The sequence below is a fragment of the Stenotrophomonas sp. YJH_SMC_91 genome (genome assembly GCF_059368495.1).
The window spans coordinates 477,259-501,000 of sequence record NZ_JCAFRT010000001.1 but is presented as its reverse complement, the minus strand read 5'-3'; the positions used below and the strand labels follow the sequence as shown (position 1 = coordinate 501,000).

General features: G+C 68.0%; 26 protein-coding genes. 16 read left to right on the top strand and 10 right to left on the bottom strand.

Annotation, left to right across the window (positions count from 1 at the left end; all coding sequences use genetic code 11):
* The first annotated feature begins 41 nt into the window (after positions 1-41).
* A complete protein-coding gene (locus tag AC5P5X_RS02185; RefSeq protein ID WP_100438798.1) occupies positions 42-494 on the top strand; it encodes a DUF4442 domain-containing protein in 453 nt (150 codons plus the stop codon).
* 7 nt (positions 495-501) lie between these two features.
* On the opposite strand, the gene AC5P5X_RS02180 is transcribed toward AC5P5X_RS02185, so the two are convergent.
* Entirely contained in the window at positions 502-1,818 is a 1,317-nt protein-coding gene (locus tag AC5P5X_RS02180; RefSeq protein WP_099472663.1) for a hypothetical protein, read from the bottom strand.
* 76 nt (positions 1,819-1,894) lie between these two features.
* Between AC5P5X_RS02180 and AC5P5X_RS02175 the strand changes: the two genes are divergently transcribed.
* The 9 genes from AC5P5X_RS02175 (at position 1,895) to rnfB (ending at position 11,166) form a co-directional block, all read left to right on the top strand.
* A complete protein-coding gene (locus tag AC5P5X_RS02175) occupies positions 1,895-2,590 on the top strand; it encodes a DUF502 domain-containing protein (RefSeq protein ID WP_005414135.1) in 696 nt (231 codons plus the stop codon).
* The gene (locus tag AC5P5X_RS02170) at positions 2,587-3,372 is read left to right on the top strand and encodes a queuosine precursor transporter (protein WP_005414136.1); all 786 of its coding nucleotides are present in this window, start codon (positions 2,587-2,589) and stop codon (positions 3,370-3,372) included. The genes AC5P5X_RS02175 and AC5P5X_RS02170 overlap by 4 nt, the downstream gene beginning before the upstream one ends.
* Before the next feature lie 95 nt (positions 3,373-3,467).
* Positions 3,468-5,408: a DUF885 domain-containing protein gene (locus AC5P5X_RS02165; RefSeq protein WP_100438799.1), complete on the top strand. Its 1,941-nt coding sequence runs from the start codon at positions 3,468-3,470 to the stop codon at positions 5,406-5,408.
* 16 nt (positions 5,409-5,424) lie between these two features.
* Positions 5,425-6,495: a serine hydrolase domain-containing protein gene (locus AC5P5X_RS02160; RefSeq protein WP_062606126.1), complete on the top strand. Its 1,071-nt coding sequence runs from the start codon at positions 5,425-5,427 to the stop codon at positions 6,493-6,495.
* A complete protein-coding gene (gene gloA2, locus AC5P5X_RS02155) occupies positions 6,492-6,896 on the top strand; it encodes an SMU1112c/YaeR family gloxylase I-like metalloprotein (protein ID WP_005410551.1) in 405 nt (134 codons plus the stop codon). Before AC5P5X_RS02160 ends, gloA2 begins: the two co-directional genes overlap by 4 nt.
* 550 nt (positions 6,897-7,446) lie before the next feature.
* Positions 7,447-7,890, top strand: coding sequence for a DUF2147 domain-containing protein (locus AC5P5X_RS02150; protein ID WP_111188871.1), 444 nt, complete (start codon positions 7,447-7,449; stop codon positions 7,888-7,890).
* 102 nt (positions 7,891-7,992) lie between these two features.
* The gene (gene metG / locus AC5P5X_RS02145; protein ID WP_043035451.1) at positions 7,993-10,059 is read left to right on the top strand and encodes a methionine--tRNA ligase; all 2,067 of its coding nucleotides are present in this window, start codon (positions 7,993-7,995) and stop codon (positions 10,057-10,059) included.
* Positions 10,060-10,137: 78 nt separating this feature from the next.
* Positions 10,138-10,728: an HAD family hydrolase gene (locus AC5P5X_RS02140; protein ID WP_005414141.1), complete on the top strand. Its 591-nt coding sequence runs from the start codon at positions 10,138-10,140 to the stop codon at positions 10,726-10,728.
* A 24-nt stretch (positions 10,729-10,752) separates the two neighbouring features.
* A complete protein-coding gene (rnfB, locus tag AC5P5X_RS02135) occupies positions 10,753-11,166 on the top strand; it encodes an Rnf electron transport complex subunit RnfB (protein ID WP_012480943.1) in 414 nt (137 codons plus the stop codon).
* 140 nt (positions 11,167-11,306) lie between these two features.
* Here the strand turns inward: rnfB and AC5P5X_RS02130 are convergent, their stop codons facing one another.
* Positions 11,307-11,654, bottom strand: coding sequence for a RidA family protein (locus AC5P5X_RS02130; protein ID WP_005410556.1), 348 nt, complete (start codon positions 11,652-11,654; stop codon positions 11,307-11,309).
* 192 nt (positions 11,655-11,846) lie between these two features.
* On the opposite strand from AC5P5X_RS02130, the gene mprF reads away from it, so the two are divergent.
* The gene (gene mprF / locus AC5P5X_RS02125; RefSeq protein WP_005414230.1) at positions 11,847-14,411 is read left to right on the top strand and encodes a bifunctional lysylphosphatidylglycerol flippase/synthetase MprF; all 2,565 of its coding nucleotides are present in this window, start codon (positions 11,847-11,849) and stop codon (positions 14,409-14,411) included.
* A 98-nt stretch (positions 14,412-14,509) separates the two neighbouring features.
* On the opposite strand, the gene AC5P5X_RS02120 is transcribed toward mprF, so the two are convergent.
* The 4 genes from AC5P5X_RS02120 to AC5P5X_RS02105 all read right to left on the bottom strand — a co-directional run bounded on the left by AC5P5X_RS02120 (position 14,510) and on the right by AC5P5X_RS02105 (position 17,374).
* On the bottom strand, positions 14,510-15,856 hold the full coding sequence (locus tag AC5P5X_RS02120) for a virulence factor family protein (RefSeq protein ID WP_223846435.1): 1,347 nt from the start codon (positions 15,854-15,856) through the stop codon (positions 14,510-14,512).
* A gap of 78 nt (positions 15,857-15,934) precedes the next feature.
* Entirely contained in the window at positions 15,935-16,552 is a 618-nt protein-coding gene (locus tag AC5P5X_RS02115) for a DUF998 domain-containing protein (RefSeq protein ID WP_043035448.1), read from the bottom strand.
* On the bottom strand, positions 16,549-16,737 hold the full coding sequence (locus tag AC5P5X_RS02110) for an oxidoreductase-like domain-containing protein (RefSeq protein ID WP_012480947.1): 189 nt from the start codon (positions 16,735-16,737) through the stop codon (positions 16,549-16,551). Before AC5P5X_RS02110 ends, AC5P5X_RS02115 begins: the two co-directional genes overlap by 4 nt.
* A gap of 34 nt (positions 16,738-16,771) precedes the next feature.
* Positions 16,772-17,374 carry an HD domain-containing protein gene (locus AC5P5X_RS02105; protein ID WP_005410561.1) on the bottom strand — a complete coding sequence of 201 codons (603 nt, stop codon included), beginning with the start codon at positions 17,372-17,374 and terminating at the stop codon, positions 16,772-16,774.
* Between the two features lie 240 nt (positions 17,375-17,614).
* Between AC5P5X_RS02105 and AC5P5X_RS02100 the strand changes: the two genes are divergently transcribed.
* Positions 17,615-18,766, top strand: a complete 1,152-nt coding sequence (locus AC5P5X_RS02100; RefSeq protein WP_099485078.1) for a transglutaminase-like domain-containing protein — start codon at positions 17,615-17,617, stop codon at positions 18,764-18,766.
* A gap of 6 nt (positions 18,767-18,772) precedes the next feature.
* Here AC5P5X_RS02100 and AC5P5X_RS02095 read toward each other — a convergent pair whose 3' ends face one another.
* Positions 18,773-19,108 (bottom strand): zinc ribbon domain-containing protein YjdM, encoded by a 336-nt coding sequence (locus AC5P5X_RS02095; RefSeq protein ID WP_005414225.1) that lies wholly within the window; start codon positions 19,106-19,108, stop codon positions 18,773-18,775.
* 182 nt (positions 19,109-19,290) lie between these two features.
* Here AC5P5X_RS02095 and AC5P5X_RS02090 point away from each other — a divergent pair, with 182 nt between their 5' ends.
* From AC5P5X_RS02090 to AC5P5X_RS02080, 3 genes are all read left to right on the top strand, one after another.
* Positions 19,291-20,652 (top strand): Hsp70 family protein, encoded by a 1,362-nt coding sequence (locus tag AC5P5X_RS02090; protein ID WP_099485077.1) that lies wholly within the window; start codon positions 19,291-19,293, stop codon positions 20,650-20,652.
* A 229-nt stretch (positions 20,653-20,881) separates the two neighbouring features.
* Positions 20,882-21,175, top strand: a complete 294-nt coding sequence (locus tag AC5P5X_RS02085; protein ID WP_053462562.1) for a YkgJ family cysteine cluster protein — start codon at positions 20,882-20,884, stop codon at positions 21,173-21,175.
* Between the two features lie 11 nt (positions 21,176-21,186).
* A complete protein-coding gene (locus AC5P5X_RS02080; protein ID WP_005410566.1) occupies positions 21,187-21,369 on the top strand; it encodes a hypothetical protein in 183 nt (60 codons plus the stop codon).
* Between the two features lie 49 nt (positions 21,370-21,418).
* Here AC5P5X_RS02080 and AC5P5X_RS02075 read toward each other — a convergent pair whose 3' ends face one another.
* From AC5P5X_RS02075 to AC5P5X_RS02065, 3 genes are read right to left on the bottom strand one after another with little or no spacing between them, the layout of a single operon-like run.
* Positions 21,419-22,300, bottom strand: a complete 882-nt coding sequence (locus tag AC5P5X_RS02075) for a DUF4097 family beta strand repeat-containing protein (protein ID WP_043035445.1) — start codon at positions 22,298-22,300, stop codon at positions 21,419-21,421.
* Positions 22,301-22,310: 10 nt separating this feature from the next.
* Positions 22,311-22,844 carry a hypothetical protein gene (locus AC5P5X_RS02070; RefSeq protein WP_005414222.1) on the bottom strand — a complete coding sequence of 178 codons (534 nt, stop codon included), beginning with the start codon at positions 22,842-22,844 and terminating at the stop codon, positions 22,311-22,313.
* Entirely contained in the window at positions 22,841-23,419 is a 579-nt protein-coding gene (locus AC5P5X_RS02065; RefSeq protein ID WP_033834331.1) for an RNA polymerase sigma factor, read from the bottom strand. Before AC5P5X_RS02065 ends, AC5P5X_RS02070 begins: the two co-directional genes overlap by 4 nt.
* Before the next feature lie 126 nt (positions 23,420-23,545).
* On the opposite strand from AC5P5X_RS02065, the gene AC5P5X_RS02060 reads away from it, so the two are divergent.
* Complete coding sequence (locus AC5P5X_RS02060; protein ID WP_005410570.1) at positions 23,546-23,725, top strand: hypothetical protein; 180 nt, start codon at positions 23,546-23,548, stop codon at positions 23,723-23,725.
* Positions 23,726-23,742: the final 17 nt, after the last annotated feature.

Sequence of the window (23,742 nt, the reverse complement as noted above, 5' to 3'; positions counted from 1 at the left end):
ATGGTTAGACTGGACACCTCGCCCAGCGCCCCCGGATCCGCATGAACGCCCGTCTGTTCCGCTTCGGCATCAACCTCTGGCCGCCCTTCCTGTTCACCGGCATCCACGTCACCCGCATCACCCCCGACTACCGGCAGATCGATGTCGAGCTGCGCCTGCGGCCATGGAACCGCAACTACGTCGGCACCCACTTCGGCGGCAGCCTGTTCGCGATGACCGATCCGTTCTGGATGCTCGGCCTGCTGCACATCCTCGGCCGCGACTACTACGTGTGGGACCGCGCCGGCGCCATCGACTTCCTCACGCCGGGCCGTGGCATCGTGCGGACGTCGTTCCGCATCGACGACGCGCTGCTGGATGAACTGCGCGCCGAAGCGGCCAGTGGCGAGAAGGTGCTGCGCTGGTTCAGCAACGACGTGATCGATGAAAGCGGCGAGGTGGTCGCACAGGTCCGCAAGCAGGTGTACCTGCGGTTGAAGCCACACGCACGCTGAGCGCACCTCAATCGCGCGCCAACGCAGTCGAAGCTGGCTCCGCCTGCAGCGGCACCGACAGCCACGGGCTTTCGTCGTTGCTGCGGGACGGCGAGCGGCGCGGCACCTGCAGATGGCGGCCATCCGCCGACAAGCGCGGCACCCGCACCGGCGAGGCGAACTGTGCCGGCAACCGCTGCAGGGCATCCACCGGATCCCCCGGCTGCTGCCGCAGCCAGCGCTGTGCACCCAGCAGGCGCAGCATCGCCGCGGCGTCCTGGGTGCGCGACGAATAGGCCGGATAGACCGGACCCGCAATGTCGGTCAACAGGCAACCCATGACGTTCGACAGGCAACCAAAGTCACGCTGCGGCGGCGCCGGTGCCGGCAACGGACGGTCCGCCTCCAGCGCAGCGGTCGCCGTCGCGCCACAGGCCCAACCGAGATTGCCGGCCGCACGGGCCAGGGTGCTGCTGCGGTCCAGTACCAGCGCGCCGCCGAATTCCCGCGCCGAGGTCTCGATCGCCACCCGGTTCATCGCATACTCGCCCTGCATCGCACGGCACAGGCTCTGCTCGTCGGCCCGCATCGGCTGCATGGCCTGTTCGCATTCGGCCGGCAGCGGGTGATCGGCAGGCAGTTCGACCAGCATGTCGGCCAGCAGCTGCGCGTTGGCCTGTACCAGGCTGGCGCCGATGATGCTTTCGACCAGATAGCTGCCACCGGGCACCAGCCGCCGGCCCAGCTGCACTCCCCGGCAGCTGCCGCGCAGGGCACCGTCGATGTCACCCTGTACGAACGCCAGCGCGCGTGCGCTGGTGGCATCGACCACCAGCCCGTAGGTCGGCATCGGCACCAGGATGCCCTCGCCCTTCGGCTGGAACGGCGATACGAAGTAGTCTGCTTCGGCCAGCTGATCCAGCCGCGCGTGCAACTGCTGGTGCCCGGCATGGGCCTCCACGAAGCGTTGCGGGTCCGCGCGGACCTGGGCGAGGCAGCCGCGGGCGGCCGGCCCGCAACTGGCACCGGGCCGCGAGCGCAGCTCGGCATGGTTGGCCACCAGGTGTGTCTGGCCGCCGCTGCTGCCCCGCAGGTCGGCCTCCCAACGGCGCACGTCCTCGGCCAACGCCTGCTCGCGCTGGCGAGCATCCAGATCGTCGAACGGCAGCGTCCACAACAGGGCATAACCGTTGCGCCCGCTCGCCGGCAGCCGCGCTTCCAGCCGTTGCTGCGCCTGCAACCGCGATTCCGGCACCGGCCACATGCGTGAGGCGCACCACACCACGATGGTCAACAGCAGCAGGCCCGCCAGGGTCCAGCCCAGTCCGCGCAGAATCTTCAACACAGCTTCCCTTCCATGGCTCGTTGCCGCAGTCGATCCACCAGCGTAATCGACCGGCAGTGACCGCTACAATGCGCACATGTCGCTCGAAGCCCCCGCCCTGGTCCCCCGCCCCTCCCTGCAGCGCCTGTTCCTGACCGGCCTGCTGACCCTGCTGCCGATCTGGCTGACCTGGGTCGTGGTCAAGTTCGTGTTCGTGTTGCTGTCGGGCATTTCCAGCCCGCTGGTGGTACCGCTGTCCGAGCAGATCGCGACAAGCTTCCCGCACTACCTCGGCTGGGTCCGCGCCGAATGGATCCAAGACACCATCGCCCTGCTGGCCACCCTGCTGGTGATCCTGGCGGTGGGCGTGGCCAGCCGCCGCGTGCTCGGCCAGCGCCTGCTGCGCTGGGTGGGCGCGGTCATCAAGCGCATTCCGCTGGCCAGCATCATCTACGACAGCGCAAAGAAGCTGCTGGACATGCTGCAGACCGAACCGGGCAGCACCCAGCGCGTGGTGCTGATCGACTTCCCGCACCGCGACATGAAATCGGTCGGACTGGTCACCCGCGTGATCAAGGAACACGGCACCGACCGTGAGCTGGCCGCGGTGTATGTACCGACCACGCCGAACCCGACCTCGGGCTACCTGGAAATCGTGCCGGTGGAACTGCTGACCCCGACTGACTGGACCGTCGACCAGGCCATGAGCTTCATCATTTCCGGCGGCGCCGTCGCACCGTCCAGCGTGCCGTTCACCCGCGCCGGCGAACGCACCGGCGAACGCACCGAATGACCCCGGCGCCGATCGAGCGCCCGCTGCAGGACCGCGCGGTCCTGCTGTTCATCGTGCTGGCCGCGTTCTTCTGCGGCAATGCGGTGCTGGCCGAGCTGATCGGGGTGAAGATCTTCGCGTTGGAAGACACCCTGGGCATCGCCCCGCTGAACTGGAACCTGTTCGGCCAGACCGGCTCGCTCAGCTTCACCGCCGGTACCCTGCTGTGGCCGGTGGTGTTCATCATGACCGACACCATCAACGAGTTTTTCGGCAAGCGCGGCGTGCGCTTCATCTCGTGGCTGGCGGTGGTGCTGATCGGCTACGGCTTCCTGTTCGCCTTCGCGGCCATTTCGCTGGCGCCGGCCAGCTGGTGGGTCACGTCGATGGATGGCCACGGTGTGCCCGACTACCAGGCCGCGTTCGCAGCCGTGTTCGGCCAGGGCATGTGGACCATCGCCGGTTCGCTGGTGGCCTTCCTGCTCGGCCAGCTGATCGACGTGGCGGTGTTCCATCGCATCCGCCAGGCCACCGGCGAACGCCACGTGTGGCTGCGTGCGACCGGATCGACCGCGATCTCGCAGGTGGTGGACAGCTTCGTGGTGATCTGGATCGCCTTCGTGCTGGGCCCGCAACACTGGCCGACCTCGTTGTTCCTTGCGGTCGCCAGCGTCAACTACGTGTACAAGATGGGCTTTGCGATTGCCCTGATTCCGTTGCTCTACCTGATGCGGCGTGCCATCACCCGCTATCTGGGCGCCGATCGCGCGGCGGCACTGCGCGCCGCCGCTGCGGCTGACTGAAGCCCCAGCGCCACCAAGCTGACTGCGTCTTCACGCTGGCCGTACGCGCGCGGATCGTGCAAGCTCCACGATCTGTGTTCCACGGAAGCTTCTTGATGCCGTATTCCCCCCGCGTCCTGGCCGCTGCCATTGCCGCGTTGTTCCTGTTCAGTGCCGTGCCGTCGGCCGAAGCAGCGAAGAAGAAGGCCAGCCGCCCTGCCGCTGCGCAGACCCGCCAGGCCGCCAAGCCCAAGGCCAGGCCCGCCCGGGCCACCGCACCGGCCCGTGGCAGTTCGGCGCGCCGCGCTGCGCCGCGTCCGGTCGCTCCGGCCCGTGCCGTGCCCAAGCAGGTGCAGCTGGAACGGCTGTACGACGAGTACTGGGATGCCTCGATGCGGTTGAACCCGCTGCAGGCCACGTTCCAGGGCGAACCGCGCTACAACGACCAGCTGCCCAACATCCTGTCCGCCGCCTGGCGCCAGCAGTCGCACGACTTCACCACGCAGTGGCTGGGCAAGGTCGAAAAACTCGGCAGCGATGGCCTGCAGGGCCAGGACCTGCTCAGTTACGAGATCTTCGTACGTGACGCGCGCGCCTCGCTGGCTGCCGAGCGCTACCCGAGCTGGATGATGCCGATCAGCCAGTACTACAACATCGGCAGCATCATGGCGATCCTCGGCTCCGGCGCGGGCGCGCAGCCGTTCAACACCGTGCAGGACTATGACACCTGGTCGCGCCGCTCGCTCGGCATTCCCGAACTGTTCGACCAGGCCATCGACAACATGCGCCAGGGCATGAAGGCCGACGTGGTGCAGCCGCGCGACCTGATGGAGAAGGTGCTGCCGCAGCTGGATGCAGTGATCAAGCCGACCGCTGAAGAGAGCATCTTCTGGTCGCCGATCCGCACCATGCCGAACACGATTGCGGCCGAAGACAAGGCGCGCATCAGTGCCGAGTACAAGCGCATGATCGAACTGCGCATCATGCCCGCCTACCGCGCCCTGCGCGGCTTCATCGCCACCGAGTACCTGCCGGCCACGCGCGCCAGCAGCGGCATGGGCGCGCTGCCCGACGGCCAGGCCTGGTACGCCAACCTGATCGTGCAGACCACCGCCAGCGACCAGACCGCCGCGCAGCTGCACGCGCTGGGCGAGCAACGCGTGCAGGAACTGCAGGCACAGATCGCCACGGTGATGAAGGACGCCAAGCTGCGTGGCACGCCGGCAAAGCTGCTGCGCAGCATGCGCAACGATCGCCAGTTCCAGTACAGCGATGCCAATGCACTGATCAGCCGCTACCGCCAGGTGCAGCAGCAGGTTAACGCGCGCCTGCCGCAGGTGCTCGATACGCTGCCGAAGTCCGCGCTGGAAGTACGCGCAGTGGAACCGGAACGGGCGCTGACCGCCGCCGCTGCCGCCTACCAGCCGTCGCCGCCCGGGCAGCCCGGCGTGCTGTACATCAACACCCGCGACCTGCCCAGCCGCAAGCGCTGGAGCGTGCCGGTGCAGTACCTGCATGAAGCGATTCCCGGCCATCACGTGCAACTGGGCCTGCAGCAGGAGCTGGCCAAGCTGCCACGCTTCCGTCGCCTCGGTGGCGATCTTGCGTTCGTCGAAGGCTGGGGCCTGTACGCCGAAACGCTGGGTGAAGACCTCGGCGTCTACACCGATCCCTACGACCGTATCGGCTACCTGTACTCACGCCTGTTGCGCGCCGCGCGCGTCGTCGCCGACACCGGCGTCAATGCACAGGGCTGGAGCAAGCAGCAGGCCGTGGCCTACCTGCAGAAGACGGTGGACATGAGCAGCGATGACGCCAACGCCGAAGTCGAGCGGATCATGGCCCAGCCCGGCCAGGCACTGTCGAACGTCGCCGGCCTGACCACCATCGTTGCCCTGCGCGACAAGGCCAAGGCACGCCAGGGCGCAGCCTTCGATCTGCGCCGCTTCCATGCAGAACTGCTGAAAGACGGCTCGATGCCTCTGGACGTGCTGGACCGCAAGATGGAGCGCTGGATGGCACAGCCGGCCAGCGCTGCGCCCACACCTTCGCCGTGACGCTTCCGGAGCCACCATGCGCCCTGCCGTCGCCCTGTTCGCCGCCGTGCTGGGCCTGCTGCCTCTGGCGGGCGCCGCCGCACCGGTGCTGACCCCACCGGATGCCGGTATCGACGGCCTGATGCAGGCCTACGATGGCCAGGTGCCCGGCGCCGCAGTGCTGGTGCTGCATGACGGGCAGCCGGTGTTCCGCCGTGGCTACGGCCTTGCGGTGGTCGAAGACGGCACCCCGGTCACAGCCGCCAGCAATTTCCGGCTGGCCTCGGTCAGCAAGCAGTTCACCGCTGCGGCGGTGCTGCTGCTGGTGGAAGACGGCCGGCTCGGGCTGGACCAGCCGGCCCGGCAGTGGCTGCCCGAGCTGCCACCGGCTGCAGCGGGCATCACCCTCCGCCACCTGCTCTCGCATACCAGCGGCCTGCTCGACTACGAAGACCTGATGGACCCGGCAGACACGCGGCAGGTACACGATGCCGATGTGCTGGCCCTGCTGTCGCGCCAGGACCGGCTGAACTTCGCGCCGGGCACGCAGTACCGCTACAGCAACAGCGGCTATGCACTGCTGGCACTGATCGTGGGCCGCGCATCCGGCCAGGATTTCGCCGCCTTCCTGCAACAACGCATCTTCCGCCCGCTGGGCATGACGCATACCGTGGCCCACCAGGACGGCGTGGACACGGTCGCCGCACGCGCCTATGGCTACAGCAGGATCGATGGCCGCTGGCAGCGCACCGACCAGAGCACTACCAGCGCCGTACTGGGAGACGGCGGGATCTACTCCTCGCTGGACGACCTGGCCCGCTGGGATGCGGCGCTGTACGACGACCGCCTGCTGTCGAAGGCCTCGCGCCGCGCGATGTTCAGCCCGGCGACGACCACATCGGAACCGGACGTGCCGCATTACGGCTTCGGCTGGCGGCTGAATGGTCCGGTGCAATGGCACAGCGGCGAGAGCATCGGCTTCCGCAACGTGATCGTGCGCCACCCGGAGAAGCACCTGACCGTGATCGTGCTGACCAACCGCAACGACCCCGAACCCTATCCGCTGGCGCAGAAGATCGCCCAGCGCTGGCTGGACACCCTGCAATGACCCCCGGTTCTGACGCCCTGCTGGGCATCCACCACGCCGCACTGATCTGCAGCGACTACGCACGCTCGAAGGACTTCTACGTGCGCATCCTCGGCCTGCGCGTGCTGGCGGAGAACCACCGCGCCGCACGCGATTCCTGGAAGCTGGACCTGGCCCTGCCCGACGGCGGCCAGCTGGAACTGTTCTCCTTCCCCTCGCCGCCGCCCCGTCCCAGCCGCCCAGAGGCCCAGGGTCTGCGCCACCTCGCGTTCCGGGTGGCTGCACTGGAACCCTTCATCCAGCGCCTGGCCGCGCATGGTGTCGCCTGCGAACCGATCCGCGTGGACGAATACACCGGCCGACGCTTCACCTTCTTCGCCGACCCCGACGACCTGCCGCTGGAGCTGTACGAGATCGCGTGAGCGATTTTCAATCGCGGAGGCCCATCCACGCATGGCGTGGATCTACGTGTCGACCAAGGTCGACACCCACCAAGAGCAGGCCGTGGCATTCCAACAGATCGCGGAGACCTGTCGAAGGCGGGGTGGGTCCGGTTGCGGGGGCGTGAGCCGCATGGGCCCGAGGCATGCCTCGGGCGGGTTGGGCAGGACGCCCAACCCCGGTCTTGCCGTGTGCGCAGGACTGCGCCCACGAGCAAGCGGCGACCGAGCTTACATGGGTGAGGGCGCTTTGCTTGCGAAGCACTGCTTCGCAAGCGCCCGAACGCACAGCCGCCAGCGGCTGGGCCGGGCCCCGGAGGGGGACTTGCAGCGCCCCCCGCAACCGGACCCACCCCGCCATCCCACGGATAGCCCGCTGTTGCTGTTGCTGTTGCTGTTGCAGTTGCAGTTGCTGTTGCCCCCGCGGGTGCAGGGCGCAGCCCTGCAAAGCCCCCCTTCCCCATACCCCGCCGAATGGGTATACAGTCGACCCGTACCGGCATCGTGCCGGAATGAACCCTGGGAGGGGACCATGCGCAAGACCTTCAAGACCCTGCTGCTGGCACTGCCGCTGTGCCTGGCCGCGCTCTCGGCGCAGGCCGCCGATGGCGCCGCCGGCCGCTGGAAGACCATCGACGACAAGACCGGCAAGGTGAAGTCGATCGTCGAGATCACCCAGGCCGCCAACGGCACCCTGATCGGCAAGGTGGTCGACATCCTGCACTCGGACAAGGGCCCCAACCCGGTCTGTGACGGCTGTGAAGGCGCCAACAGGAACAAGCCGGTGAAGGGCATGACCATCCTCTGGAACCTGAAGGCCGACGGCGCCAACAAGTGGTCCGGTGGCACCATCCTCGACCCGGCCAACGGCAAGACCTACAAGTCGAAGATGGAACTGCAGCCCGGCGGCACCCGGCTGGACGTGTCCGGCTGCATCGCCTTCATCTGCCGCGCGCAGACCTGGCAGCGCGAATAAGCGCCCCGGCCCCCGCTTCATCCCCGTGACCCGGCCTCGGCCGGGTCACCTCGTTGCGGGCATGCGATACTCTGCGGTTCCCCTCGGCTTCACCCCGCGACCATGACCCGTACCGCGCTCGTCACCACCGCCCTGCCCTACGCCAACGGCCCGCTGCACCTGGGCCACCTGGTCGGCTACATCCAGGCCGACATCTGGGTGCGTGCGCGGCGAATGAGTGGCGGCAAGGCCTGGTTTGTCTGCGCCGACGATACCCATGGCACGCCGATCATGCTGGCCGCGGAAAAGGCCGGGGTCACCCCGGAAACCTTCATCGCCAACATCCAGGCCAGCCACGAACGTGACTTCGCCGCCTTCGGCGTGGCCTTCGACCACTACGACTCGACCAATTCGGCGGCCAACAAGGCGCTGACCGAGCAGTTCTACCTGAAGCTGGAAGCGGCCGGCCACATCAGCCGCCGTTCGGTGGCGCAGTTCTACGACCCGGCCAAGGGCATGTTCCTGCCCGACCGCTACGTCAAGGGCATCTGCCCGAACTGCGGCAGCCCCGACCAATACGGCGACAACTGCGAAGTGTGCGGCGCTACCTATGCGCCGACCGATCTGAAGGAACCGCGTTCGGTCATCTCCGGTGCCACGCCGGAAATGCGCGATTCGGAGCACTTCTTCTTCGAGGTGGGCCACTTCGACGCGTTCCTGCGCGAATGGCTGGCCGGCGACGTCGCCCTGCCGGGCGTGAAGGCCAAGCTCGGCGAGTGGCTCAACGCCGAAGGTGGCCTGCGCGCGTGGGACATCTCGCGCGATGCGCCGTACTTCGGCTTCCAGATTCCCGGCCAGCCGGGCAAGTACTTCTACGTCTGGCTGGACGCGCCGATCGGCTACCTGTCCAGCTTCCAGACCCTGTGCGGCAGGATCGGCGAGGACTTCGAAGCGCACCTGCGCGCCGGTACCAGCACCGAGCTGCACCACTTCATCGGCAAGGACATCGTCAACTTCCACGGCCTGTTCTGGCCGGCGGTGCTGCACGGCACCGGTCACCGCGCGCCGACCCGCCTGCACGTCAACGGCTACCTGACCGTGGACGGCGCCAAGATGAGCAAGTCGCGCGGCACCTTCGTGATGGCGCGTACCTTCCTCGATGTCGGCCTGGAGCCGGAAGCGCTGCGCTACTACTACGCCGCCAAGTCCGGCGGTGGCGTCGACGATCTCGACCTGAACCTGGGTGACTTCATCGCCCGCGTCAACGCCGACCTGGTCGGCAAGTTCGTCAACCTGGCCAGCCGCTGCGCCGGCTTCATCAGCAAGCGCTTCGACGGGCAGCTGGCCGCGCAGCTGCCCGATGCGGCGCAGTACCAGCGCTTCGTCGATGGCCTGGCGCCGATCCGTGAAGCCTACGAGCGCAACGACCCGGCCGCGGCGATCCGCCTGACCATGACCCTGGCCGACGAAGCCAACCGCTACATCGACGACGTCAAGCCGTGGGTCATCGCCAAGCAGGAAGGCGCCGATGCGCAACTGCAGGCCGTATGCAGCCAGGGCCTGAACCTGTTCCGCGTGCTGGTCACCGCCCTGAAGCCGGTGCTGCCGGCCACCGCCGCGCAGGCCGAAGCCTTCCTGGCCGCGCCGGTGAACGACTGGACCGAACTGGCACAGCCGCTGCTGGGCCACCGCATCACCGACTACACCCCGCTGTTCACCCGTATCGACCCGAAGAAGATTGACGCCATGATCGACGCCTCCAAGGACACCCTGCAGCCGGCGGCTGCCGCTGCCCCCGCCGCCAAGCCGGCCGCCCCGGCCCCGGCCAAGGACGAAGCAAAGAGCGCCGACGCGCCGGCCTACATCGGCATCGACGATTTCGCCAAGCTCGACCTGCGCATCGGCAAGGTGCTGGTCTGCGAGTTCGTGGAAGGATCGGACAAGCTGCTGCGCTTCGAGCTGGATGCAGGTGAACTGGGCAAGCGCCAGATCTTCTCCGGTATCCGTGGCAGCTACGGCGAGCCGGAGAAGCTGGTCGGCCGCAGCGTGGTGTTCATCGCCAACCTGGCCCCGCGCAAGATGCGCTTCGGCCTGAGCGAAGGCATGATCCTGTCGGCCGGCTTCGACGGCGGTGCGCTGGCGTTGCTGGACGCCGACAGCGGCGCGCAGCCGGGCATGCCGGTCCGCTGATGCCCGCAGCGGGCGTGGCCTCGGCCGCGCCCGCCGGCAGCATTGGCCAGCGGAGGCAACGCGATGGGAGGCAACGGAATGGAACTGGCGCTGTTCGACTTCGACCACACCGTGACCACCTGCGATACCTATGGCCGTTTCCTGCGCCGCGTGGCCACCGCCGAACAGCTGGCGCAGGCGTGGTGGAAGGTCGGCCCGTGGCTGCTCGCGTACAAGCTGAAGCTGATCTCGGCCGAACGCATCCGCGCGCGCGTCACCCGCCTGACCTTCAGCGACCGCCACAGTGACGACATCGCCACCCTGGCCGCCGGCTTCTCGCGTGAGTTCCTGCCCGACGTGGTGCGCCCGGAAATGCTGGAGCAGATCCGCTGGCACAAGGAACAGCAGCACACCGTGGTGATCGTGTCCGGCTCGCTGGACCTGTACCTGCGGCCGTGGTGCGAGCAGCTGGGCCTGCAGTTGATCTGCAACCGGCTGGAATGTCAGGACGGACGCCTGACCGGCCGTTACGCCGGTGGCGACTGTGGCCCGCGCAAGGTCGAGCACATCCGTCGCCAGTTCGATCTGTCGCGTTACGTGCGCATCCATGCCTACGGTGACAGTTCCGAAGACAAGCCGATGCTGGCGCTGGCCCACGAGCGCTGGTTCCGCGGCAAACCCCTGAAGTAACCCGACGCGCAGCCTTCGCCACGCATGAGCCTGATCCCGCCCCTGACCGAACGCCTCGACCGCCTGCTGCCGCAGACCCAATGCGGGCAATGCGGCTACGACGGTTGCCGACCGTACGCGCAGGCGATGGCGCGCGGCGAGGCAGGCGTCGACCGCTGCCCACCCGGTGGCGATGCCGGTGCACGCGCGCTGGCCCAGGTTCTGCGCGTACCGGCGATTCCTTTTGATCGTTCGCGCGGCGAGCACAAGGCGCCGCAGGTGGCGTTGATCGTGGAAGCCGACTGCATCGGCTGCACCAAGTGCATCCAGGCCTGCCCGGTGGACGCCATCGTCGGCGGCGCCAAGTACATGCACACGGTGATCGCCGATCTGTGCACCGGCTGCGAGCTGTGCATCCCGCCGTGCCCGGTGGACTGCATCGAGCTGGTGCCGGCCTAGCCACCAGACCAACCGGCGGTGGAGCGGCGGGGTAGAGTCGGCTGTTAGTCGACTGCTCTTCGTTCCGGCGGCGCAAAACCCCGCGCTGCGCGCGACAGTCGACTCTACCCCCCCTCCACTGCTGGGAGGTGACCTTGCCGTTACGGCACTGCCGCCGTCACCACGATCTCGACCTTCCAGTCGGCGTGGGCCAGCTTGGCCTCGACCGTGGCGCGCGCCGGGGTCGCACCTTCCACCACCCACTCATCCCATGCCTTGTTCATACCGTCGAAATCGGCCATGTCGGCCAGGAACACTTCGGCGCGCAACACGTGCTGGCGATCACTGGCCACCAGCGCCAGCAGCTTGTCGATCTCGGCCAGCACCTGCCGGGTCTGCCCGGTGATGTCCTGGCTGGTGTCTTCCGGAATCTGGCCGGAAAGGTAGGCGACCTTGTTGTACACGGTCATTTCGGACATGCGCGGTCCGACGTCGTAACGCTCCATCATGGGCGTGGCTCCTGCGGGTGATCAGGCCTGCATTGTCCTCCAAACCGGTCAACGATGGGTGCAGGGCAGCCATCCACACACGGTCACTACCGGCTTCCGACAGCGACGCTGGTCAAATGCCAGCGACAGGCGCACGATGCGCCACGGCTGCATTGACACCGCCCTCGCCCTCCCTGACGCACCCTTGCGCCGATGACCGAAACCACCGACCCCGCCACCGCTCCCTCCACCCCGGCATGGAAGCGGGTCCTCACCATCGTCATCCCGCTGCTGATCCTTGCGTTGGCGCTGCACGGCCTGGCCAACGAGTTCGATGAGAACGGCTACCGCGCCATCCGCCATGCCTTCCACCAGCTCAGTGGCACGCAGATCGCGCTTACTGTCGTGCTGGGCCTGGCCAGCTATGCCTGCCTGATCGGCTTTGATGCCATCGGCCTGCGCCGCAGCGGCATCCGCGTGCATCCGGCGCGCATCGGCATCACCGCGTTCCTGGCACACACGCTCGGCCAGACCGTGGGCTTTGCCGCGCTCACCGGCGGTGCGGTGCGCCTGCGCGGCTACCGTACCGCCGGCCTCGACCTGGCGCAGATCGGCCAGGTCGTGCTGATGAGCACGCTCGGCTTCGTGTTCGGTGCGTGGCTGCTGATCAGCGTGGCGCTGTGCATGGAACCGGCGGCAGCGGCGCTTGCCCTGCCGCTGGACCCGGATGCGGTGCGCGTGGTCGGCATCGTCGCGCTGCTGGCCTATGCGGCCACCCTGCTACTGGTCGGCCGCGATGGACGCCAGTTCAGCGTGTTCGGCCATGCGCTGTGGCTGCCCGACCGGCGCACGATGATCGGGGTGACCGTGCTCAGCGTGATCGAGCTGGTGCTGGCCAGTGCCGCGTTCTATGTGCTGCTTCCGGACTCGACGCCGACCGGCCTGCCCGGCTTCGTCGGCCTGTACCTGGTCGCGGTGCTGGCCGGCCTGGTTTCGACCGTGCCCGCCGGCCTCGGCGTGTTCGAATGGAGCCTGCTGAAGCTGCTGCCACAGGTGGCACCGGCTGCGGTGCTGGCGGCGGCGTTGATCTACCGCGTCACCTACTACGTGCTGCCCCTGCTGCTGGCCACCCTGCTCGCGCTTGCACCCGCGCTGCGCCAGCCGCTGCAGGCCAGTGCCGGGGCAACCCGTGCCGGCTGGAACGCGCTGCGCCCATGGTTGCCGCAGATCATCGCGCTGGCGGTGTTCAGCATCGGTGCTGCGCTGGTCATCGACGGCACGTTGCCCACGCCGCGCCGTCACTTGGTCAACGCATCACTGCCGATCCTGGAAACGTCCCATCTGATCGGCAGCCTCAGCGGCGTCGCCCTGCTGCTGATCGGCCAGGGCCTGGCCCGGCGCAGCCATGCCGCATGGATGCTGGCGATGGCCGTGTGCGTGATCACCCCGTTGCCACTGTGGCTGCGCGGTGGCCAACCGTTGATCGCGGTCTCCGCCCTGCTGGTGGCGATGGCGCTGTGGGCCGCACGCCGCGAGTTCTACCGCCAGGGCGCGCTGCTGGATGAAGCATGGTCGTGGCCATGGCTGCGCAACCTCGGCCTGGTACTGGTGGCGGTCACCTGGCTGTTGTTCTTCACCTACAGCCATGTCGAGTACCAGAACGAGCTGTGGTGGCAGTTTGCGATATCCGGCAACGCACCGCGTGCGCTGCGTGCGCTGCTGGTGGTGGCGATCGCGCTGGTGATGTTCGGCCTGGCGCGGCTGCTGCACAGTACGCGCAGCCCGCTGCCAGCCGCCGACGAGGCCACGCTGCAATCATTGGCGCCGGTACTGGCCGGTGCCACCGATACCCAGGCCTGCCTGGTACTGACCGCCGACAAGGCGGTGCTGCGCGATGATGCGAAACAGGGCTTTGTGATGATGCAGCGCTACGGCGGTTCGCTGATCGCGATGGGCGATCCGGTCGGCCCGCCTGATGTGGCGCGCGCGCTGATATGGCGCTTCCGCGAGGAAGCTGACCGGCTCGGCCTGCGCCCGGTGTTCTACCAGGTGGGCGAGACCTACTGGCAGACCTATCTCGACCTGGGCCTGGGCCTGGTCAAGCTGGGCGAGGAAGCGATCGTGCCCTTGCACGACTTCGGCCTGGAAGGCCGCGAACGCGCCGATCTGCGCCAGGCCTGGAACCGTGGCAAGCGCGGGGGCCTTTCGTTCCGCGTGGCACCGGTGGAAGAGATTCCCAGCCTGCTTCCCCGCCTGCACGCGATCTCCAACGCGTGGCTGGAAGACAAGGCCGGCGACGAGAAGGGTTTCTCGCTGGGCAGCTACGATCCGGATTACCTGGCGCGCTTCCCGGTGGCGCTGGTCGAAGCCGAGGGCCAGATCGTGGCATTCGCCAACCTGTGGCAGGCACCGGCCGGTGCCGAGCTGTCGGTGGACCTCATGCGCCACGTCAACGAGGCACCGAAGGGCACGATGGACTTCCTGTTCATCGAGCTGTTCCTGTGGGGCCGCGCGCAGGGCTATGCGCGCTTCTCGCTGGGCATGGCGCCGCTGTCCGGGCTGGCCCAGCATCGCCTTGCTGGTCGCTGGAACCGACTGGCCGGCCTGCTCGCGCGGCATGGCGAACGCTTCTATGGCTTCAGTGGCCTGCGCCGCTTCAAGTCGAAGTTCGACCCGCAGTGGCGACCGCGCTATCTGGCAGCACCCGGCGGCATGCATCTGCCGGCCGCGTTGCTGGATGCCACGCGCCTGATCTCGCTGGACCCGCGGCGTAACTGAAGCCCTGAGCCGCCGGGCATGGCCCGGCGCTGCAAACCACCCGGTAGGTGTCGACCTTGGTCGACACGGCGGCGACAGCGTTCGGGCGTGGCCCGGCGCTACGCCCCGCCCTTGAGGATCACTTCGGCCAATCGGTCGTAATCACCATTGAAGTGATGGTCGCCCGGCAGCTTCACCTTCTGCACGCCGTCGTTGGCCGGCAGGCCGGGGCACAGCGCGTCGTCATCCTTGTCGCCATACACGCAGAGGGTCTTCGCCGCCGGCAGCTTCGCCACTTCCGGCGCGATCGGCAGACCATCGCCGCCACCACCCAGCCAGTTGCTGACGTGGAATTCAAAGTCGGCCTTCCTGCCTACCGACAACAGCACGATACGATCCAGCGCTGCGCGGGTATCGGCATCGAGCTGGTTGATGGTGGCCGGCAGCACGTCGGCACCCTGCGAGAAACCGATCAGCATCACCTTGTCGCGATGCCACTGCTGGCGGTAGTGATCGATGATCTTCTGCAGGTCAGTGGCAAATCCCTTCGGCGTGCGTTCGCTCCAGAAGTAGCGCAGTGAGTCGATGCCGACCACGGCCACGCCATGCTCGTTGAGCGACGATGCCACGTCCTTGTCCAGGCCGGCCCAGCCGCCATCGCCGGAAACGAACACGGCCAGCGTGTCGCCATTACCGGCAGCGGGTACTTCCACTATCGGCAGGCCCTTCAGCGCGGCTGGTGGCGGTGCCAGGCTGACGCCGGCCTGCGCGCCGATCACCCGCGCCGCCGCCACCAGGCCGGGTGAAGCATCACCGCGCGCGGTGCGCTTGAACTCGCGTGCCATCGCCACCTGCTGCACGAAGCGGCTGGCCTCGCCAACCTTGCAGCCATGGTCGCCGGCGGCGCTCAGCCACGGGGAATTCAACTCGGCAGGCTGCAGCTTGTTGTGCTTCACGCCATCGCCGCAGACCATGCGCTCGTGGCTGCGATCCGGGCAGAAGCCAGTGGTCAGCAGGCCGGCGAACACTTGGGTGTCGGCCTGTGCGGCCAGCGTGTAGGCCATCTCGGCGCCTTCACCATCACCACCGACCAGCGGCAGGTGGTAGCCAGGCAGGTGCAGGGAGGCCTGCAACCAGCGCGAGAAGTTCTCGACGTCGCCGGAACCGAACGAACAGGTCGGATTCCCCTCGCGCTTGAGCACGCTGCGCAGATGCGCGATGTCCACGGCAGCGACCATCGCGCCATCGGCACGCAGGGCCTCGATCGGAAGGCGGCTGGTATCACCACCGGCGGTGGGTTCATGGAACCAGATCACCACACGCTGCGGCGTGCCAGCCGGCATGTGCACCGGAATCTGCTCGAACCGCCCGTGGCTGAACTGCTGCACGTTGGCCGCCGCCATTGCCGGCAGTGCTGCCAACGCCAGAACCACACCCATTGCCCTGCCCAGCCCTGCACGCTTCATGTCGCATCCCCGATGGAATGCGCACACGATACGCCGCCGCCGCGTGCACGGCACGTACCGGCGCAGGCCGTTGGGGATTCAGTGGGCTACGGCCCGACGGCTGCGCCGGTACAGGGCCATCGCCAGATACAGCAGCCAGCCAACGATCACCGCGATCACCACTTTCTGTCCCAGCCCACGCGGTGGTCCACCACGCCACAGCACATGCAGCCACAGCAGCACGAAGGCCAGCCATGCCCAGCCCCAGAGCAGGCCCGCGGCGGACTGCCAACCCGGTTCGCGGCGCAGGTACCAGGCCTGCAGCAGCATGCCGACGCTGGCACACAGGAACGCGGTGTTGGCTGCCAGTCCATGGATGAACGGTGCAAGCAGCGGGGTCGCTTCAGGCAGCCAGCTGTCACCGATGGCGACCGTCGCCAGCCCCAGCGCAGAGACAGTGAACAACAGCGGCGCCGCCGCACTGCGGCGCGGCCCGATGCTGCCGCGATACAGCGCAATGCCAAGCGCCGCAATGGCCAGCGCCAGCAGGCAGTAGGCAGCGCGCAATGCCAGGCCCCACGGCCCGTGCAGGTACAGGCTCAAGGTTGCCCGCACCCAGTCCAGATCACTGCGCGCGACCTGGGTCCACAGCGCGGTGGTCACGAACAGCAGCAGCGCCACCAGTGCCAGCACCGCCGCCGGACGCGCACGGCTCATGGCGTTGCCTCCGGATGCCGCGTCTTCCACTCGGCCAGCGCCTTGCGATAGCGCTGCAGCTCATCGGCATACAGATCCAGCACGCACAGCGGACAGCCGCTGCCACAGCACTCGTTGGGACCGGGCTCTTCGGGGGGCAGCGGGCGGGGGTCGGGATCAGGGACGGACACAGTGGGAAGCGACAATCGGTGAGAGCAGGCCCAAGTGTACCGGTCCAGCTCAGCGGGCCAGCTGTCGACGCAGGTTTTCCCGAGCCGCCGCATCCAGGCGCTGGTGGAAGAAGTCACTGAGGAAGATGCGCGGCGCCCGCAGCAGCCCCTGCAGGAAACGGCGACGCCCGGCGCGGTACAGGAAGCCCGGCACGACCCCTTTGTACTCTTCGGCCACGCCACGATCGTAGGCGGCGAACACCGGCTCGGGCGCGGCCAGGATCGCCATGTCGCAGTCCAGGAACAGCGCGGCCTCGGCATCAACGTCGTCCGGGCCCAGATCGCCATGGCGGGCTGTCAGCAGGATCAACTGCTCGACCCGCGCGGCGTCGACGCCGGCCAGTTCCGGGGCCCGTGCGATTGCCTGCAGGGCCAGCGCCGCCGAACGCGCTTCGTTATCCTTGCGGCCCGCCACATAGATCGCGTCGTGGTAGAGCACGGCCAGGTACACCTCGGCGGGCCTCTGCCAGCCCGGGCCGTCAGCCACGTCCTGGCAGTGCTGCAGCACCGCGCGTACGTGTCCGAAGTGGTGGTAGGCGCGGGGCGGCGTTGCGTAGCTGTCCTGCAGCGCCTGCCACTGCGCAGGAGCCAGCGTCAGCGGAGAGAAATCCATACCCGGATCATCCCGCCTGCGCAGCCCCGCGGCAAGCTGATGGTTTTTTCACCACATACTCACAACGCTTGCCCGGTGAGGCCTGGACGCGGTTGTCCACAGCTTTGTCGAGCGCTGGTCCACATCGGTTGTGGATGAAACGCCGTACCGGCCACGCGCCGACCAACGGTCACTGCAGCGCGGCGCCGCCGGGTCTACACTCGCCGCAGGCGGGAGCGCCCGCCGCTGCCGGGAACTGTCATGTATCGCCCTGCCGCCCGCATCTTCGTCGTGGTCCTGGCCGCTTTGATGGCCGCGCCGCTCTGCGCACAGAACCACCCGCGCACCGATGCACTCCCGCCCATCGGCAGCGTCCCCCCGGTGGAGGTCCCCTCACCGGAACAGGTCTTCGCGATTCCTCCCGCAATGCGCGCGATGCTGCAGGCGCAGGTGATCGACCGCAGTTCATCGCGCGAGCAGCGGCTGCAGGCACTGGTGGAAATGATCTTCGGCCGCCAGGGGCTGGACCTGCAGTACGACGCGAACGCGACCTATACCGTGGACGAAGTCTGGCAGCAGCGCCGCGCCAACTGCCTCGCCTTCACGCTGATGTTCGTGGCACTGGCGCGCGAGGCTGGCATCCAGGCCCGCGTCCAGGAAGTCGGCCAGGTCGTGTCCTGGTACCAGGACCAGGACGCCGGCGTGGTCTACAGTGTGGGCCACGTCAACGCGGGCGTGGAGATCGCGGGGCGTTACGCCACGGTCGACCTCGATCGCAACGTACTCTACGACCGCCGCGGCCCGCAGCCGGTCAGCCGCGCGCGTGCACTGGCGCATTTCTACAACAATCGAGGTGCCGAACGCATGGCCGAAGGAGACCTCCTCGGCGCCCGCGCGTTCTTCGATGCCTCGGTCGTGCAGGACCGCGCGTTCCCCTCGGTCTGGAACAACCTGGGTGTGCTCGACAACCGTGAGGGCAACACCGGTGCGGCGCGGGAGGCACTGGACCGCGCCCTGCGCCTGGACGGCCGCCAGGATGCGGCGCTGACCAATGCCAGCGCGCTGTATCGGCAGCTTGGGCTGGATGCGCAGGCCAAGGCCCTGGAGCGACGCTTGAAGTCGGTGCAGCGTGAGGACCCGTTCGCGCAGTACATGCTGGGCACGCAGGCCGAGCAGGCCGGAAAGCTGGCCGAAGCCATCCGCTATTACCGGCAGGCCGTACGCCTGTATGACACCGCGCACCAGTTCCACTTCGGGCTGGCGCGCGTGTATTTCCTGTCCGGGCAGCTTGAACGCGCCGACCGTGAACTGACCCGCGCGCAGCTTCTGGGTGGTGCACCGGAGCAGGCACGCTACCAGGCCAAGCTCGACAGCCTGGCCCGCTGGCGCGCGCAGCAGCAGGCCAGGCGCTGAGACCGATCAGGCCTTCTTGAGGAAGCAGGTCTTCAGGACCAGGCCCTTGATCTTGTCCGAGTTGCCTTCGATGTGCTCGGCATCATCTTCGACCAGGCGGATGTTGCGGATCACGGTGCCCTGCTTCAGCGGGATCGAAGACCCCTTCACCTTCAGGTCCTTGATCACGGTGACGGTGTCGCCGGCCTGCAGGGTATTGCCGTTGCTGTCACGCACGACCAGGGTCGAACCGGCACTTTCCTCGGCGGTCCATTCGAAACCGCAATCGGCGCAGATCCACAGCGCGCCATCGGCATAGGTGTTTTCCAGGGTGCACTGCGGGCAGGCGGGAACAGACGACATCGGCAAGTACCTCAAAGTGAATCAACAGCCGCCATTGTAACCGCCCGGTCCGGGGCCCCGGCTCCCTGGCAGGTGCCCGGCCGCCGCCATGACCACGGCTGGAGCAGCCGCGACGCTGGAACTTGCAGTCGGCGGCGAACTGCAGCAGAGTGCGCGGCCCCTGACCGCCCCCGGAACTCCCCATGCGCCTCGGCATCGACTTCGGTACCAGCAATTCCGCCGCCGCCATCGTGCATGAGGGGAAACTGCTGCCGATCCGTTTCGGTGACGCCGAACAGTTCCGCACCAGCGTGTACTTCCCCGGCGTGGTGCCCGACCCGGACGACTTCCAGCTCGACGACGGCCAGGAACACCAGCTGCAGCAGATGATCGACAGCGCCGCGCGTGCAGCTCGTGCCGCCGGCCAGGAACGCACGCCGCAGGCGCTGCGCCGTGAAGCCCTGCGCGCCCTGCGCCGGGAATGGATGGAAGCCCGCGCCGGCAAGGAACGCAGTGCCAGCGACCTGCTGCAGAACGCGGTCTACGGCGACGACGCGCTGGAAGCCTATTTCGAGGAACACGAAGGCAACCTGGTGCAGAGCCCGAAGTCGATGCTGGGCTACAACCTGCACCCACGCGCGAAGCAGACCATCACCGGCATCGCCGCGCACATCCTCGAACACATCCGCCTGACCGCCAGCGCCCAGCTTGGCCAGCCGCTGCGTGCCGCTCTGCTCGGCCGCCCGGTGCAGTTCCGCAGCTCGATCGGCGCGGCCGGCAATGACCAGGCACTGGATATTCTGCGCGAGGCCGCCACCCAGGCCGGCTTCGACCAGATCGATTTCCTCGAAGAACCCGCCGCGGCGGCCATGCACTACCACGCCGAAAGCCGCGAGCGGCACCAGGCGGTGATCGTCGACATCGGCGGCGGTACCACCGATATCGCGCATGCCGAAGTCGGCGGCGACGACGCCCCGCGTATCCACCGCGCGTGGGGTATCGCCCGCGGCGGTACCGACATTGATCTGGCGCTGAGCCTGTCCAGCTACATGCCGCTGTTCGGCCGCGGCATCACCCGCGTGCCCGCCCACCACTATGTGGAAGCAGCCACCGTGCAGGACATGACGCGCCAGCGCGACTTCCGCCAGCACAAATACGATCACGTCGACGAGCCGTGGTGCGGGCGCCTGCAGGCCCTGCAGGACACCGGCAATACCGCCCGCCTGTACCGCGATGTCGAACGCGCCAAGATCGCCCTCAGCGCCGCCAGCGAGCACCGCAGCACGCTGGACTACATCGCCCGCGACCTGCATGCCGACAGCAGCGCCGATGGCCTGGCCGCCGCCGCCCACGGCTACCTGGAGCAGATCCGGGAACTGCTGGCCCAGGTCCGCAGCGACATCGGGGGCGACCCGGATGCGGTGTTCCTGACCGGGGGCATGTCCCGTGCCGGCTACCTGCGCCAGGCCGTGGCCGAGGCCTTCCCGGGGGCCCGCATGGTCCACGGCGAGCCCTCGCTGGGCGTGGTCCAGGGCCTGGCGTTGGCGGCAGCCAGCCAGGATTAACAAAACGTTACGCGGTCTAAGTTACTCTTGGTCGGCTAGAACCCCGCTGCACCTTCCACCGGCCACGCCGGTGTGTGTCCACGGTGCAGCCTGGCCCGCCCTGCGGGCCTAGCGGCCATGCCTTCCTGGCTCGTTCATGGTCCGCGCAGCACCTGAGCCGCCATCGAGACCCGCTTTGGGCACCCGCCAGGCCCCCGTGGCCTTACAACCTGACGCAGCACCTGCACCCATCGACTGCCGCCGTTGTGACGCGGTCTGTTGCCGGCTGCCCGTGCTGCTGCAGCCCGGCGACCACGTGCCTGGCCAGTTCCTGTCACGCGACACCCACGGCCGTGCCGTGATGGCGCGCAACGAGGAAGGCTGGTGCGCGGCGATCGATCCCTATCACCTGCGCTGCACGATCTATTCGCAGCGCCCGGCGATCTGCCGCCAGTTTTCGATGGGCGGCGATGACTGCCGCCGCGAGCGGCAGGACTACCTGCGCCAGGCCGACGCCTGGGCGCTTTCCTCCCCTTCCACCTGACAGGAGCAACCATGCCCCGCAAGGCAAAGACCCCCGCGAAGGCCAGCAACAGCATCCGCAGCGAACGCAAGGGCGCGGCCGCCAGCACCGTGGTCAGCAGCGATTCGATCGCTTCGGACCTGGCAGCGTTCCGCAAGGCCGGTGGCAAGATCGAAGTCCTCGGCACCACCTGGGCGCTGAAGAAAGCCAGCTGACCCAGTACCGACCGCGGCGGCGCTGCCGCCGCGGCCTGCCGGACCGTGCTCAGCGATCCAGGCGTACCCGCACACTGCCCGAATGCGACTGGATGCGGATGTCTCCATCACCGCCCCCCAGACGCGTATCGAGATGGCTGCCCGGCCCATAGCGCGGCCGCTCCACCTGACCGGCGTCGCTGTTGATCGAGCCGCTGAAGCTGTTCACCGACAGCTGTGCCGACACCGTGCGTGGCAGGCTCAGCGTGACCGAGGCACTGACCGATTCGACATTGATGCGGCCGCCGGGCGCCAGCCCGGCCGCTGCCAGATCGATGCTGCCAGAGACGGTTTCCACCGCCAGTCGCTGCACGCGCCCGGCGTCGACCTGGACCCGTCCGGACACCGTCTGCGCACCGATATCACCGGACACGCCGCCGCCGGCCTCGATGCGGCCACTGACGGTGTTCACATCCAGCTTCGGCGTCTGCAGGCGTGCGCTGACGCTGCCACTGACCGTGTTGAGCTTGCTGTCGCCACTGCGGCCAGCCGCGCTCAGGCTGCCGCTGACCGTGTCGGCCTGCAGCCGTCGCACATCGATACCACTGATGTCCTGGCTGGCGCTGACCGTGCTCAGCAGCAGCTCCACAGATCGCGGCACGTTCAGCACCAGCGTTGCACCGCCGTTGTTGCTGCGGCGCGGATATTCGATCTCCCAGCGCACACGGTTGGCGCTTTTTTCCTGACGCAACTGCAGGCCGTCGCTGAGCGTGCCTGTGAGCTGCACGTCATTGCGGTCCCAGCCACGCACGGTCACCTTGCCGGCCACGTTGCTCAGCTCGATGCGCCCCCCCGCAGCCAAGGTGTGGCGCTCGTCGATGCGGGTGTCGGCCAGCGCCACGGCAGGGGCCAACAGCAGCGCGACGCAACAGGAAATCAGGGTTCGGGTCATGGGGGTCTCCTCAGGTCGTCAAGCCGGACTCGGCGGCATAGGCCGCCTGCCGGGTCAGTTCCAGCCGCAGCGCATAGGTGCGCTTGAGCTGGCCAAGCAGGTGCGGCGCACGCGGGTCCTGCGCCAGGGCGGCACGGATCTGCGCCGCGCTTTCATCCAGTTCATGCAGGGCCGGCTGCCATTCCGGCGCCCGTCCATCGGGCAGCGCGGCCACGGCCTGCTGGTACTGCTCGGTCATCGCCGCGGCCTGCAGCTGCAGGGCGGACGGCGCCGGCGTATCCGGCTGCGCATGCCGCCACGGCGCCACCGCATACAGTGCCAGGCTGGCAGCCAGGGCAGCGCCGGCCGGCCACCACCAGCGGCGCCGCGAACGCACCGGCAGGACCACCACGTTGTCCGTTGGCGCGGGTGCTGCCTGCGATTCACGCGGCGGCAGCCGGGCGGACAGGCGTGCCCAGCCATCGGCGGGTACATCGCGCTCGTTCGGCAGCGCGCGCAGCCGGGCCAGCAGGTCGTGATCGGAATCGTGTTCGTGTGTACTCATGTCATGTCTCCCAGCCGTGCGCGCAACAGGCCGCGCGCACGATGCAGCTGTGCCTTGGAACTGCCGACAGCCATCTGCAGCTGCTCGGCGATTTCCTGGTGTTTCCAGCCTTCGATATCGTGCAGCACCAGTACCGCACGCGCCCGTGGTGGCAGTGTCGACAATGCGCGCTCCAGGTCACGCTCGGTACCCGCGCAACGGTCATGCACCGCCAGTTCCAGCAGGCCGCCATCGACATCCTCCAGACTGTCGTGATCCTGCCCTGCGGCGCGACCACGCAGTTCCATCAGTGCGGCGTTGACCCCCAGCCGATGCAGCCAGGTGGACAGGCTGCTCTCGAAACGGAACCCTGGCAGGGCTTTCCAGGCCTGCAGGAAGGCCTCCTGCAGCGCATCCTCGGCACGTGCCTGCTGGCCGCCACACAACCGCCACAGGACAGCGAATACACGCGGCGCGTGACGCCGGTACAGCAGTTCGTAGGCAGCGGTGTCGCCGGCGGCCGCCGCCCGTACCAGAGCGGGTTCGTCGACGGCGTCGTTGGCGGCGGGCGGCGCGGGCATGGTGGTGTCGAGCATATCGCTTGGATGCGGCGACCCGGGAAAAGGTTTAGAGCCGATCGACGGCCGATGCCATGCAACCTTTTCGACGGCTGCTGCATCCATGGAAGGTCCTTCGCGAATCTGCCGTCCGGGAGTCCTGCCATGTCCAGCCCTTCCTGCGCCGCCCTGCTGGTGATCGCTGCCTGCGTCCTGCTGCAGGCGCTGGGCCTGTCACTGCAGCTGCGCCCCGACAACGGCCGCGCCTGCCTGCAGCAGCACCGCCAGGAGCTGGTCTGCCTGGCCTGGACCCCGGCGGTCGAATCCCCCGCACGCGCCGGGTAACATCGAGGGCCGTTATT

What these genes read in the sequence shown, in the direction of transcription:
- AC5P5X_RS02185 (WP_100438798.1), top strand. Translation starts at nt 42, where the DNA reads ATGAACGCCCGTCTGTTCCGCTTCGGCATCAACCTCTGGCCGCCCTTC.
- AC5P5X_RS02175 (WP_005414135.1), top strand. Translation starts at nt 1,895, where the DNA reads ATGTCGCTCGAAGCCCCCGCCCTGGTCCCCCGCCCCTCCCTGCAGCGC.
- AC5P5X_RS02170 (WP_005414136.1), top strand. Translation starts at nt 2,587, where the DNA reads ATGACCCCGGCGCCGATCGAGCGCCCGCTGCAGGACCGCGCGGTCCTG.
- AC5P5X_RS02165 (WP_100438799.1), top strand. Translation starts at nt 3,468, where the DNA reads ATGCCGTATTCCCCCCGCGTCCTGGCCGCTGCCATTGCCGCGTTGTTC.
- AC5P5X_RS02160 (WP_062606126.1), top strand. Translation starts at nt 5,425, where the DNA reads ATGCGCCCTGCCGTCGCCCTGTTCGCCGCCGTGCTGGGCCTGCTGCCT.
- gloA2 (WP_005410551.1), top strand. Translation starts at nt 6,492, where the DNA reads ATGACCCCCGGTTCTGACGCCCTGCTGGGCATCCACCACGCCGCACTG.
- AC5P5X_RS02150 (WP_111188871.1), top strand. Translation starts at nt 7,447, where the DNA reads ATGCGCAAGACCTTCAAGACCCTGCTGCTGGCACTGCCGCTGTGCCTG.
- metG (WP_043035451.1), top strand. Translation starts at nt 7,993, where the DNA reads ATGACCCGTACCGCGCTCGTCACCACCGCCCTGCCCTACGCCAACGGC.
- AC5P5X_RS02140 (WP_005414141.1), top strand. Translation starts at nt 10,138, where the DNA reads ATGGAACTGGCGCTGTTCGACTTCGACCACACCGTGACCACCTGCGAT.
- rnfB (WP_012480943.1), top strand. Translation starts at nt 10,753, where the DNA reads ATGAGCCTGATCCCGCCCCTGACCGAACGCCTCGACCGCCTGCTGCCG.
- AC5P5X_RS02130 (WP_005410556.1), bottom strand. Translation starts at nt 11,654, where the DNA reads ATGATGGAGCGTTACGACGTCGGACCGCGCATGTCCGAAATGACCGTG.
- mprF (WP_005414230.1), top strand. Translation starts at nt 11,847, where the DNA reads ATGACCGAAACCACCGACCCCGCCACCGCTCCCTCCACCCCGGCATGG.
- AC5P5X_RS02120 (WP_223846435.1), bottom strand. Translation starts at nt 15,856, where the DNA reads ATGAAGCGTGCAGGGCTGGGCAGGGCAATGGGTGTGGTTCTGGCGTTG.
- AC5P5X_RS02115 (WP_043035448.1), bottom strand. Translation starts at nt 16,552, where the DNA reads ATGAGCCGTGCGCGTCCGGCGGCGGTGCTGGCACTGGTGGCGCTGCTG.
- AC5P5X_RS02105 (WP_005410561.1), bottom strand. Translation starts at nt 17,374, where the DNA reads ATGGATTTCTCTCCGCTGACGCTGGCTCCTGCGCAGTGGCAGGCGCTG.
- AC5P5X_RS02100 (WP_099485078.1), top strand. Translation starts at nt 17,615, where the DNA reads ATGTATCGCCCTGCCGCCCGCATCTTCGTCGTGGTCCTGGCCGCTTTG.
- AC5P5X_RS02095 (WP_005414225.1), bottom strand. Translation starts at nt 19,108, where the DNA reads ATGTCGTCTGTTCCCGCCTGCCCGCAGTGCACCCTGGAAAACACCTAT.
- AC5P5X_RS02090 (WP_099485077.1), top strand. Translation starts at nt 19,291, where the DNA reads ATGCGCCTCGGCATCGACTTCGGTACCAGCAATTCCGCCGCCGCCATC.
- AC5P5X_RS02080 (WP_005410566.1), top strand. Translation starts at nt 21,187, where the DNA reads ATGCCCCGCAAGGCAAAGACCCCCGCGAAGGCCAGCAACAGCATCCGC.
- AC5P5X_RS02075 (WP_043035445.1), bottom strand. Translation starts at nt 22,300, where the DNA reads ATGACCCGAACCCTGATTTCCTGTTGCGTCGCGCTGCTGTTGGCCCCT.
- AC5P5X_RS02070 (WP_005414222.1), bottom strand. Translation starts at nt 22,844, where the DNA reads ATGAGTACACACGAACACGATTCCGATCACGACCTGCTGGCCCGGCTG.
- AC5P5X_RS02065 (WP_033834331.1), bottom strand. Translation starts at nt 23,419, where the DNA reads ATGCTCGACACCACCATGCCCGCGCCGCCCGCCGCCAACGACGCCGTC.
- AC5P5X_RS02060 (WP_005410570.1), top strand. Translation starts at nt 23,546, where the DNA reads ATGTCCAGCCCTTCCTGCGCCGCCCTGCTGGTGATCGCTGCCTGCGTC.